Source organism: Leisingera sp. MMG026 (genome assembly GCF_021654205.1).
In the GTDB taxonomy this organism is placed as follows: Bacteria; Pseudomonadota; Alphaproteobacteria; order Rhodobacterales; family Rhodobacteraceae; genus Leisingera.
Window position 1 is genome coordinate 1 of the sequence record NZ_JAKFZM010000021.1, and the last position, 10621, is coordinate 10621.

At 61.7% G+C, this 10621-nt stretch carries 12 protein-coding genes; all 12 read right to left on the reverse strand.

Going from position 1 to position 10621, the window contains the following annotated elements; all coding sequences use genetic code 11:
- Positions 1–70: 70 nt before the first annotated feature.
- Complete coding sequence (gene ribD / locus L1069_RS12980) at positions 71–1168, reverse strand: bifunctional diaminohydroxyphosphoribosylaminopyrimidine deaminase/5-amino-6-(5-phosphoribosylamino)uracil reductase RibD (RefSeq protein WP_275423075.1); 1098 nt, start codon at positions 1166–1168, stop codon at positions 71–73.
- Positions 1168–1635 carry a transcriptional regulator NrdR gene (gene nrdR / locus L1069_RS12985; protein WP_134829377.1) on the reverse strand — a complete coding sequence of 156 codons (468 nt, stop codon included), beginning with the start codon at positions 1633–1635 and terminating at the stop codon, positions 1168–1170. Before nrdR ends, ribD begins: the two co-directional genes overlap by 1 nt.
- A 122-nt stretch (positions 1636–1757) precedes the next feature.
- The gene (locus tag L1069_RS12990; protein WP_237455942.1) at positions 1758–2174 is read right to left on the reverse strand and encodes a secondary thiamine-phosphate synthase enzyme YjbQ; all 417 of its coding nucleotides are present in this window, start codon (positions 2172–2174) and stop codon (positions 1758–1760) included.
- A gap of 60 nt (positions 2175–2234) precedes the next feature.
- Positions 2235–2660 (reverse strand): hypothetical protein, encoded by a 426-nt coding sequence (locus L1069_RS12995; RefSeq protein ID WP_237455943.1) that lies wholly within the window; start codon positions 2658–2660, stop codon positions 2235–2237.
- Positions 2661–3546: 886 nt separating this feature from the next.
- Positions 3547–3948 (reverse strand): hypothetical protein, encoded by a 402-nt coding sequence (locus L1069_RS13000; RefSeq protein WP_129371573.1) that lies wholly within the window; start codon positions 3946–3948, stop codon positions 3547–3549.
- 106 nt (positions 3949–4054) lie between these two features.
- Positions 4055–4351, reverse strand: a complete 297-nt coding sequence (locus tag L1069_RS13005) for a hypothetical protein (protein WP_129371574.1) — start codon at positions 4349–4351, stop codon at positions 4055–4057.
- An 85-nt stretch (positions 4352–4436) separates the two neighbouring features.
- Entirely contained in the window at positions 4437–4982 is a 546-nt protein-coding gene (locus L1069_RS13010) for a DUF4166 domain-containing protein (RefSeq protein WP_237455944.1), read from the reverse strand.
- Positions 4979–5407: a DCC1-like thiol-disulfide oxidoreductase family protein gene (locus L1069_RS13015; protein WP_237455945.1), complete on the reverse strand. Its 429-nt coding sequence runs from the start codon at positions 5405–5407 to the stop codon at positions 4979–4981. The genes L1069_RS13010 and L1069_RS13015 overlap by 4 nt, the downstream gene beginning before the upstream one ends.
- Before the next feature lie 22 nt (positions 5408–5429).
- Positions 5430–6041, reverse strand: coding sequence for a hypothetical protein (locus L1069_RS13020; protein WP_237455946.1), 612 nt, complete (start codon positions 6039–6041; stop codon positions 5430–5432).
- An 83-nt stretch (positions 6042–6124) separates the two neighbouring features.
- On the reverse strand, positions 6125–8110 hold the full coding sequence (gene rpoD / locus L1069_RS13025) for an RNA polymerase sigma factor RpoD (protein WP_237455947.1): 1986 nt from the start codon (positions 8108–8110) through the stop codon (positions 6125–6127).
- A gap of 134 nt (positions 8111–8244) precedes the next feature.
- Positions 8245–10251: a DNA primase gene (dnaG, locus tag L1069_RS13030; RefSeq protein WP_237455948.1), complete on the reverse strand. Its 2007-nt coding sequence runs from the start codon at positions 10249–10251 to the stop codon at positions 8245–8247.
- Between the two features lies 1 nt (position 10252).
- On the reverse strand, positions 10253–10591 hold the full coding sequence (locus tag L1069_RS13035) for a hypothetical protein (RefSeq protein ID WP_237455949.1): 339 nt from the start codon (positions 10589–10591) through the stop codon (positions 10253–10255).
- Positions 10592–10621: the final 30 nt, after the last annotated feature.

Below are 10621 nucleotides of genomic sequence, written 5' to 3' on the forward strand. Positions count from 1 at the left end.
CAACGGGAGCGGAGCATGAAATATGCTCCAGTGACGGGCGGGAGAGCCGGTTCTGCACGCAATAGGATGGTCAGCGCAGCGCGCGGGTCCAGCGGTGCAGGATGTCTTTGCCGAGGGGACGGGTTTCAACCAGCTCAAACCGCGGCGCTTCCTTCAGCCGGCCGATGCCGAGCGCACCGATCGACGGCAGACCCTCGGCACCAATCCCCAGACCAGCAGTGAAGCCGATCAGCTCATCCACCAGATCAAACGCCAGCAGCGAGGCTGCCAGCGCGCTGCCGCCTTCGCAGAACACCCGCGTCAGCCCCGCCTGCCCCAGCTGCTGCAGCACATCCGCCGCGTCCAGCTGTACCCCGTGCGACGCACAGGGGATCAGATTGGCACCCAGCCCTTCCCAGGCCTGAATGCGCTCATGATCAGCGCCGTGGCCATGGCAGAGCCAGACCGGCACGTCTTTGGCTGTGCGGGCCAGCTGACCCATCAGCGGCAAGTCCAGATGGCGCGAGATCACCACTCGCACAGGCTGGTGCTCCACCCCCAGATCGCGCACGGTCAGCGAGGGATCATCAGCCCGCGCAGTCCCGCCGCCCACCATCACCGCATCATGGCGCGCGCGCATCGCGTGCACGGCGCGGCGGGCCTCCGGTCCTGTGATCCATTTGCTTTGGCCCGATCCGGTGGCAATGCGCCCGTCGAAACTGGCGGCCAGCTTCAGGGTCACCAGCGGGCGGCCCTGCTCAGTCTTCAGAAAGAAACCAGCATGATCCCGCGCTGCCTGTGCCCCCCATATTCCGGTGGCCACCTCAATGCCCGCATTGCGCAGCATCTGAAATCCATGCCCTGACACCCGCGGATCGCTGTCCTCGATCGCGGCAACAACCCGCGCCACACCGGCGTCAATCAGCGCCTGCGCGCAAGGCGGCGTTTCGCCGTGATGGGCGCAAGGTTCCAGCGTCACATAAGCCGTGGCGCCGCGCGCCGCCCCGCCGGCCTGCGCCAGCGCTTCGGTTTCTGCATGAGGGCGGCCGCCCGGCCTGGTCCAGCCGCGGCCCAAAACGCGGCCGCCCTGCACGATAACACAGCCCACTGCCGGGTTGGGCCAGCAATTGCCCTGCCCGCGCCGTCCCAGGGACAGCGCCAGCGCCATGAAACGGTGATCAGCGTCCATTATTCTTCCGGTGCAATTGGCGGGCGCAGCTCGTGAACAAAATCCTCGAAATCATCCGCCGCCTGGAAATTTTTGTAAACGCTGGCAAAGCGCACGTAAGCCACGGTGTCGATCCGGGCCAGCGCCTCCATCACGATTTCGCCGATTTTCTTCGACCCGATATCAGTCTCGCCCATGCTTTCCAGCCGCCGCACGATACCGGAGATCATCTGATCAATGCGTTCGGGTTCTATCGGGCGTTTCTGCATCGAAATGCGGATCGAGCGTTCCAGCTTGTCGCGGTCGAAATCCTCGCGCTTGCCGCTGGTTTTGATCACCACAAGATCGCGCAGCTGCACCCGTTCGTAGGTGGTGAAACGGCCGCCGCAGGCCGGGCAGAACCGGCGCCGCCGGATCGAAACATGATCTTCGGCGGGGCGTGAATCCTTGACCTGAGTGTCGATATTTCCGCAAAATGGGCAGCGCATCCGCCTGCTCCCTCAATCCTGTCAGCCTATTGTTTGTGCCGGTGTTTGCCCGGTTATCCACAACTATAGGCTACCCTCCAGAATTTGGGTAGTGGTGATTTATGGCCGCTAGATAAAGAGGTTCAGGCCAGATGCGCGGCCACATGCCGCTGGTGCGGACGATCGCGGTGTTCAAACAGGTAGATCCCCTGCCAGGTGCCCAGCACCAGTACTCCGCGGCTGACAGGGACCGACAGGCTGATTGGCATCATCGCCGCTTTGATATGGGCGGGCATGTCGTCCGGCCCCTCATAGGTGTGGCGCAGATAGGCCATTGCGGGATCGGAGGAAGGCGGCACCAGGCGCGAAAAGAAGGCCCGAAGGTCGGTCTGCACCTCGGGGTCGGCATTTTCCTGGATCAGCAGCGAGCAGGACGTGTGCCGGACAAACAGGGTCAGCAGCCCATCCTGCAGGCCGGACCCGGAAACCCAGGCCTGCACGTCACGGGTGAACTCATAAAGGCCCTGCCCGCGCGTCGGAATGGTGAACTCATGCATCATGCAGATCTTTTCGCTGAACACAGCCCGGCCGGCAACAGTGTCAGCCGGTGAAGCTGGAAATCAAGGCAACCAGCGGTCCCGCCCGGGCAGCCGGTCATAACAATAGGTTTGCGCAGCCGACACATGCAGATTGTCACCTGCCTCGCGCACATTCAGCGACAGGCTGGAGGACCGGTCAGGAACACCAGGCGGCAGGCCAAAGGCAAATTGCACCGCTTTGCGCCCCGGCCGGTTGACCGAAGGCCCGACCCCGCGCCAGACATAGATCCGCTGGTTCACCGGCGCCCGCAGCTGGCGGATCGCAAAATCACCGATACCGCACCAATAATCCTGCGCGCCGGTCCCGACCCGGGCCACCACTTCCCAGACGCCTTCGGACACTGGCAGCACCTCGTGGCGGTTAATCGCCCGCCAGGCAGCGCTTGCTTCAGGCAATAGGAGAAGCGCCCCGGTCAGACCGGCAATGGCTGCAATGCGTATGGTCATCTAGTTCTCCTTGTTTCAACTGCCGCCAGGTATCAGGCAGGCCCTAGCTCAGGGTCGCCCCGGCAGCCTGTCGCAATAACCAAAAGCCCGCCGCAAACTCATGCTTTGGCCTGCCTTCAGGCTATTGATATTGCCACGGCTTGCCGCCGGCGCCAAACCCGCATTCAGGGTGAACTGAACCGCTGATACGCGGTTTGTTGTCTCGCTTGCCCCCAACCCGCGGGTGATAAACAGATCCGCCTTCCACGGCGCTCCTAGGTTCCGCTGAGCATGATCAGCTGCAGCACACCAGAAGAATGCACCGGCTGAGATTTTCGGCACTACCTCAAAGACATCCTGCGATACTGCATTGATATGCGCCGCCCTGCGGTCATTCCAGGCCGCGGCCGGCTCTGGCTGTAAAAACGGCAGAGCAGTGGCGAGAGACAGGACAGATATCCAGATTTTCATGTCGGACCCCTTTCAGTTTTGGTGCGCCGCCCGGCAACCAGGCAGATACCGAGAAGTGTAAGGAGAATTGAAACACAAACGACTCACACTGCTGTGCGGTCGCTATTGCAAGTCACGCCCTGGCTCCTTCACACCGTTCTCAAGGCCATCTGCATTTGAGAAAACTCCGCTTTGTCAGCTCCCTAGCCGCAGCACGGCAGGGACAAGCAAGAGCTACGATTGTAGCTGGAACGTTACTCCGACGTAAACGTAGCCGGGGCTCTCTCCGGGCAGCAGCTCACGCTAGATGACACTGTGTTGCGAAGCATGTTGCAGAAGAACTGGCCTCCCATTGCTACAAGCGGATTGCGCAGCTACTGGAGCGACCGGCACCAGAACACCGCCAATTGCCACCATACAACATCACATCCGCGCGAGTTCAGATGCTTCGGATCCACTACAACGCCGGTTCATTCACGCAATAGCCATATCCCTGCTGCACTGACATGCTTTCTCCGGGGCGAAAACCCAGCGACAGCCAGCCTGTCTTGGGTTCGACACCGCTGCGCTTCGGGTAGAGCGTGAACTGCACCGAGGACCGGCGCCCGGTGGTGACGCTGACATCCCGGCCCCGCACCACGTAAAACCGGTCCATCCAGCCAGCGCCCAGCTCGCGGCGGGCGTATTCGGCAGCTGCGCACCAGTAATCCCAGGTGCCGCCCGATCCGCGCGGCACCACCTCATAGACCGTGTCATTGACCGGCAGCACCCGCACACCGCGGTTGGTTAAGAAGGCATCCGCAGCTGCGGGGATGGAAGAAAGACAAGCCAGGCCTGCTGCGCAAAGGAGGTTTTTCATTCGGAAATATCCCTGTGTTCGCTTCAACATAGGGATGTGCCGCAGCGGCTCCAATAGACCGGCAGCACCTTTGTAACGACCTCTCGCAGATGTGTGAACGCCCGGCTTAGGCGCGGGGCGGGAATGGAATGATCTCTGCGCTGTCCCGCTGATGACTCAGCACGCCTTCAAGAATGGCAAGCGCTGCAGCATTCGGCACGGTGCCAGTGTCAGGGTGGAACTTTTCGCGCGCCTGCCGGCGCAGCATATCCTTGGTCCCGGCTCCATCCATTTGCTTAAGCGCATCCCCCTGATCCGCCAAAACCTCGACCATGAACTGGTTGGCAGTCACCAGATCATTCAACGATTGAAGCTTTGCAGTCAGCGCCAGCAGTGCCGTGTTCATATTGGTATGTGCAGACATTTTCTTCCCCCCGGAAGGCCAATGGGCAACAGCACCGATTTTAAGGGGGGATGCCGCGCCGGGCAATGACAGGGTTAGCAAATGGTTAACGCCTGAGGTCCAGCTCGGGCAGCACCAGAAACCCGCTGTAACGTACCAGCAGACCGATGCGCGGCAGGCTGGCAGAGATGTCAAATCCCAAGTGCCCCTCCGGCGTCTCAAATTCGGCAGCGGCGCTTTGCGGGCAAAGGGCCTGGGGCAGCGGCAGGCCGAACAGCCGGGCCCTCTCCACCGAGACCACCATTGCGCCTTGCTGGACCGAGACGGCCAGGTCCAGCTCGACCATGCCGAAACGTTCCACCGCCCTGCCTGTTTGCGGATCGTAGCGCAGGTGCGAGCGGGTCAGGAATTTGCCGAAACTGCGCCGCCAGACATGGCCCTTGCCCTGCGGCGCGACGTCCAGCCGGAACCGGGTTTCTGCCATCGGCGGCGGAAACCCTGCAAGCGCCGCCAGCAGTCGCGCCCAGCGGTTGCCGCCCTCAACCTTGACCATGCCGTGGCTGCGTTGCGGCGGTTGCGCATGGAACCGCAGCAGGACCGGCGGCACCTCCAGGTCTTGCGCCGCGATAATGTCGCCAAAGGCATCCCTCATAGCTCAAAGCCTCCGTCGGCAAACCGGGCGCGAACCTCTGGGCCAGGGATCAGGCACGTATCAAAGCGGCCGAACAGCCGGTACCGGTTGCGGGCGACACTGAAGTAGAGCGCGTCCTTCAGCCGTCCCGGCAGGAACCGGCAGACAGACAAGGCCGGCCAAGGCAAGGGCAGCGCCCGCATTGCGGCGGCAAAGGCATCCAGCCGCTGATAGGTGCGGCCATCCACAATCACCAGATTGGTCTCGAAGGCATCCGTCGGCAGGCCATGCTGGCGGTAGAGCTGTTGCCCCAGCGGCGACTGCGCGGTGGCAAAGCGGAACCGTTCGGCCCGGTCATGGCGCAGCATGAAGCGGAAGAAGCCCGAGCACAGCACGCATTCGCCGTCGAAGACGATGAGGTCTGTGCTCTCTTCCTTCTTTCTCATTCAAGTCATGCCCCAATATTGGTCAGCGTTCGGGGAAAATGTTGGCGTCAGGCCCAAACACCACATCATCGCCGGAAGCATACAAAAAACATCGTCTGCGATTACCATCATTTTCTTCGCATTTACTAAGCGCAACCTGTTCAGCCTCGCGCATGGTCAAGCGCCCCGACGCATAAGCCCAAGCTCCGTTCCGGCTGAGCGCCAGCGCCTTACTCCGTCTGGCCGCAGAATAGCGGGACACCACGTCCCTGCCCCGCAAATCAGCAACAAACGGAATAGTCTCAGGACTTACGGTCCCGGCATAGACCAAGGAAGGACTTGCCTGCCAATCCGGTATGTTCTGCCCCTTTGCGATGGCCATGCCGCAAGCCTGACCCGCCGCGTGCTCGCACTTTTGCAATACAGCACGGGTTATTGTCGACGACAGCTTGTTGCCGCTGCAGCGGGACGCCCAATGCCCGTTCGGCGACACGGCCACCATATAGGTCTGCTTGCAGCGGACCCGTTCATAATCCCTTTGAATACTGGCGCTGGCGACATCCGATAGGAAGGGGATCTGAAAGAAATCGGGAACGTCTGCCCGCGCGGAATGAGCACTGGCCACCAGCGCAACTAACACGAATCTAAGCAACATCTTCTGAATTCCCCAAACTAATCTGTTGGGTAGGTTACAGGTCAATCAGGCAAGAAAAAGGCGCCCCGCGGGGCGCCCTTTGATTACTGATCCAGGAAGCTGCGCAGTTTGCGGCTGCGGCTGGGGTGCTTCAATTTCCTGAGCGCTTTCGCTTCGATCTGGCGGATCCGTTCGCGGGTCACGCTGAACTGCTGGCCGACCTCCTCCAGCGTGTGGTCGGTGTTCATGCCGATGCCGAAGCGCATCCGCAGAACCCGTTCCTCGCGCGGGGTGAGCGACGCCAGCACCCGGGTGGTGGTTTCCTTGAGGTTTTCCTGAATGGCGCTGTCCAAGGGCAGCACAGCATTCTTGTCCTCGATGAAATCACCCAGCTGGCTGTCTTCCTCGTCCCCGATCGGGGTTTCAAGGCTGATCGGCTCCTTGGCGATCTTCATCACCTTGCGGACCTTCTCCAGCGGCATCTGCAGCTTTTCCGCCAGCTCTTCCGGGGTCGGCTCGCGGCCGATCTCATGCAGCATCTGGCGGCCGGTGCGGACCAGCTTGTTGATGGTCTCGATCATGTGGACCGGGATCCGGATGGTGCGGGCCTGATCCGCGATCGAGCGGGTGATGGCCTGACGGATCCACCAGGTCGCATAGGTCGAGAATTTGTAGCCGCGGCGGTATTCGAATTTGTCCACCGCCTTCATCAAACCGATGTTGCCTTCCTGGATCAGGTCCAGGAACTGCAGGCCGCGGTTGGTGTATTTCTTGGCGATCGAGATCACCAGGCGCAGGTTCGCCTCGACCATTTCCTTCTTGGCCTGGCGGGCTTCTTTCTCACCCTTTTGCACCTGCTGCACGATGCGGCGGAATTCTGAGATATCCAGACCGACATACTGGCCGACCTGGGCCATGTCGGCGCGCAGTTCTTCGACCTTGTCGGTAGAGCGTTCGATGAACATCTGCCAGCCGCGGCCGGGCTTGCCGCCCATGTCGGTCAGCCAGTTCGGGTCCAGCTCGCGGCCGCGGTAGGCATCAATGAACTCGCGGCGGTTGATGCGGGCCTGGTCGGCCAGCTTGACCATCGCGCTGTCAATCTGCATCACCCGGCGGTTGATGCCGTAAAGCTGGTCAATCAGCGCCTCGATCCGGTTGTTGTGCAGATGCAGCCCGTTCACCAGTTCGACGATTTCCGAGCGCAGCGCCTGATAGGTCGCCTCGTCCTGCGTGCTGAAGGAGCCGTCCTCGTTCAGGGTTGCCGAGATCCGGCTGTCCTGCATTTCGGACAGCTGCGCAAAGTCGGTCGAGATCCGCTCCAGCGTGACCAGAACACGGTCCTTGAGCGCGGCCTCCATCGCGGCCAGCGACATGTTGGCCTGTTCATCCTCGTCATCGTCGTCATCGCTGGCAATCGGGTTGCCGTCGGCGTCCAGCTCGGGACCTTCGTCTTTAACCGGCTTGGCCGCAGCCACAGCGGATGTATCGACGACCGGCGCTTCCTCCTCGCCGTCTTCGTCCAATTGGTTGCCAAAGGTGGCCTCCAGGTCGATGACGTCGCGCAGCAGGATGTCCTCGGACAGCAGTTCGTCGTGCCAGATGGTGATCGCCTGGAAGGTCAGCGGGCTTTCGCACAGCCCCAGGATCATTGTATTGCGGCCGGCTTCGATCCGCTTGGCGATGGCAATCTCGCCTTCACGGCTCAGCAGCTCAACCGAGCCCATCTCGCGCAGGTACATGCGCACCGGATCATCGGTGCGGTCCAGCTTTTCAGCCTGGGCGCCGGCCAGCGCAACCTCGCGCGGGCCTTCGGTGGTCACAAGGTCGGTGGTGCCCTTGTTCTCTTCTTCTTCGGCCTCTTCGTCCTCGATGATGTTGATGCCCATTTCGCTGAGCATCGACATCACGTCTTCGATCTGTTCCGAACTGACCTGATCCGGCGGCAGAACCTGATTGAGCTGATCGTAGGTGATGTAGCCTTTCTCGCGGGCCTCCGCGATCATCTTCTTGACCTGAGTCTGGCTCATGTCGAGTGAGATTTCGGCGTCCTGATCATCAGGTTTGCGGTCGTCGGTGTCTTTGGCGGCCATTCATTGCTCCTACTCAGGGGCTGCGGGGCGATTCGGGTCGCGCGAATCATTAGCGCGATTCTCTGATTCGTCACCCCGTTTACCCAATTTTCCTGTGCTCTTCCTTAGCAAAACGCAGAATCAGGCAATCTGTGTCATTTACCGGAAAAGCCGATCCGATCCAAAAGGGCGCCGAACGCGTCGCGCTCATCCCGGCTGAGCCGCGCGCCGTTCTCGCCCACATCATACTGCGCCTGGTCCTCATTCTCGCTGCGCACTGCCTTGTTCTTGGCCTCGGCTGCCTGCCGCAACCGCCAGGTCAGCGCCTCATCTGCAAGGCCGTCCAGATCCTCTTCGGCCTCTGCCAGTTCCGCGTCCAGCCCGCGCCGCGCCTCCAGCTTTGCCAGCTCCTCGGCCAGGGTCATGCTGGCCAGTTCGGTGTCGCCGGGTTTGCGCAGGCAGGGGGTGATTGCGACATGGCGAAGGCCAAAGAGGTTTTCAAGGGCATGAGGTCCCAAAGACCAGTCGATTTCCTCGCGCAGACGCTCCGGCGCGCTGATGCCAAAGCGCAGCACCATATCCCGCAGCACCGCCAGATCCGGATCGGCGCATTGCAGGCGCTCAAGGCTGGTCTCGAATTCGGGGATCACAGCCGGGGTGGTGATTGCCGTGGCCAGGATCACCGCTTCGCGCATGGCGGCAAAAAACTCGTCTTCGGCACCTGCCACCAGCGAGGCACGGGTGGTTGCGCGCGGCTGCGGAATCGGGCCAAAGCCCTTGCCGGGTTTCCACGGCGGACGGCTGCCATCGCGAAAGCCGCCGCTGCGGGATCCGCGCTGCTGGAAACCGCCGTCGTCGCCGTCGCGATTACTGCGGTTGCCGCGAAACAGCTGCCAGCGCATCTCCTTGACGTCTTCGCCGTAATGCTTGCGGATCGAAGGGTCGCGGATCAGCTTGATCTTCTCGCGCAAGGATTTGTCCAGCGACGCCTTGCGTTCGGGGCTGTCGAAGACTTTGCCCTCGGTCTCGCGCTGCCACAGCAGTTTGACCATCGGCATCGCCTGATCCAGCACCGCCTGCACCGCCTCGGGGCCCTTACTGCGGATCAGGTCGTCGGGGTCCTTGCCTTCGGGCATGATGGCAAAGCGCAGGGATTTCCCGGCCTCCAGCAAGGGCAGCGCCAGATCAATCAGCCGCATGGCGGCGCGGATGCCCGCCTTGTCGCCGTCCAGCGCGATGATCGGTTCATCCGACATCCGCCACAGCATCTGCAGCTGATTTTCGGTGATCGCAGTGCCCAGCGGCGCCACCGAGGACTGAAACCCGCCTTCGGCCAGCGCAATCACATCCATATAGCCCTCAGCCACGACCAGCGAGGACCCCCTCCCCGAAGCCGCCCGCGCAGGCCCGTGGTTATACAGGCTGCGGCCCTTGTCGAACAGCTCGGTCTCGGGCGAGTTCAGGTATTTGGCGTTGTCATTGGGGTCCATCGCCCGGCCGCCAAAGGCAATTGCGCGGCCGCGCGCATCGCGGATCGGGAACATGATCCGGTTGCGGAAAGTGTCATAAGGCTTGCCGCCCTTGTTCGAGGGTTTGGCCAGCCCGGCGCCGATGATCAGATCCTCGGGCACGTTCTTGCCACGCAACCCGTCCCACAAGGCCTGCCAGCCATCAGGGGCAAAGCCGATTTCCCAGCGGTCCAGCGCCTGCGCCGTCAGCCCGCGGCGCTGCAGATAAGAGCGGGCGTCATGGGCAGCGTTGGTTTTCAGCTGCAAGCGGAAGAACTGTACCGCCTGCTCCATCACTTCGGCCAGCAGTGCCCTGCGGTCCTGCTTTTCCTGCGCGCGCGGGTCGCGCTTGGGCATTTCCATGCCAGCCTCTTGCGCCAGGATCTCCACCGCCTCCATGAAACCGACGTTCTCGGTCTCCTGGATGAATTTCAGCGCGTCGCCTTTGGCGTGGCAGCCGAAGCAGTAATAGAACCCCTTGCGGTCCTCTACATGGAAGGATGCGGTTTTCTCATGGTGAAAGGGGCACGGGCTCCAATAGTCACCCTTGCCCGGCTGCGACTTGCGCTGATCCCACATGACCTTGCGCCCGACAACATCAGAGATACTGACTCGGGTGCGCAATTCATCCAGAAAGCCGGGCGGCAGGGACATATCAGTTCGACTTCAGCTGTTTCTGCATCGCCTGGATCTGATCCCAGTTCTGCAGGCACTGTTCCTCGAAGGCCGCACCAAGATCAACGTCGCGCAGGTCGCGCCGTTTCATCGCATAGACATGGTTCGTCAGCTGCGGGATCGCCTTGGAATAGGTCTCAGGCCAGTCCGGTTCGCTGTTCAGCACCGCCTGCTCCACCTCTTCCTGTTTCACCCGGTCCAGCCGCGCCTGCTGCACCGCGGCCATGACTTGGCCCTGGTACTTGCAGCTTTGTTCTTTGGTTTCAGAAGCATAGGCCGGAGCCGCCAGTAGGGCGGCTGCTAGGGCGATGCGGATCATAGATGCGCTCCGGGAATCAGTTGGTGATCC

Coding starts and splice junctions, on each gene's coding strand:
- nrdR (WP_134829377.1), bottom strand. CDS start 1,635: ATGCGCTGCCCATTTTGCGGAAATATCGACACTCAGGTCAAGGATTCA.
- L1069_RS12995 (WP_237455943.1), bottom strand. CDS start 2,660: ATGACCATACGCATTGCAGCCATTGCCGGTCTGACCGGGGCGCTTCTC.
- L1069_RS13010 (WP_237455944.1), bottom strand. CDS start 4,982: ATGAGGGATGCCTTTGGCGACATTATCGCGGCGCAAGACCTGGAGGTG.
- L1069_RS13015 (WP_237455945.1), bottom strand. CDS start 5,407: ATGAGAAAGAAGGAAGAGAGCACAGACCTCATCGTCTTCGACGGCGAA.
- L1069_RS13005 (WP_129371574.1), bottom strand. CDS start 4,351: ATGTCTGCACATACCAATATGAACACGGCACTGCTGGCGCTGACTGCA.
- L1069_RS13035 (WP_237455949.1), bottom strand. CDS start 10,591: ATGATCCGCATCGCCCTAGCAGCCGCCCTACTGGCGGCTCCGGCCTAT.
- L1069_RS13020 (WP_237455946.1), bottom strand. CDS start 6,041: ATGTTGCTTAGATTCGTGTTAGTTGCGCTGGTGGCCAGTGCTCATTCC.
- L1069_RS13000 (WP_129371573.1), bottom strand. CDS start 3,948: ATGAAAAACCTCCTTTGCGCAGCAGGCCTGGCTTGTCTTTCTTCCATC.
- rpoD (WP_237455947.1), bottom strand. CDS start 8,110: ATGGCCGCCAAAGACACCGACGACCGCAAACCTGATGATCAGGACGCC.
- dnaG (WP_237455948.1), bottom strand. CDS start 10,251: ATGTCCCTGCCGCCCGGCTTTCTGGATGAATTGCGCACCCGAGTCAGT.
- ribD (WP_275423075.1), bottom strand. CDS start 1,168: ATGGACGCTGATCACCGTTTCATGGCGCTGGCGCTGTCCCTGGGACGG.
- L1069_RS12990 (WP_237455942.1), bottom strand. CDS start 2,174: ATGATGCATGAGTTCACCATTCCGACGCGCGGGCAGGGCCTTTATGAG.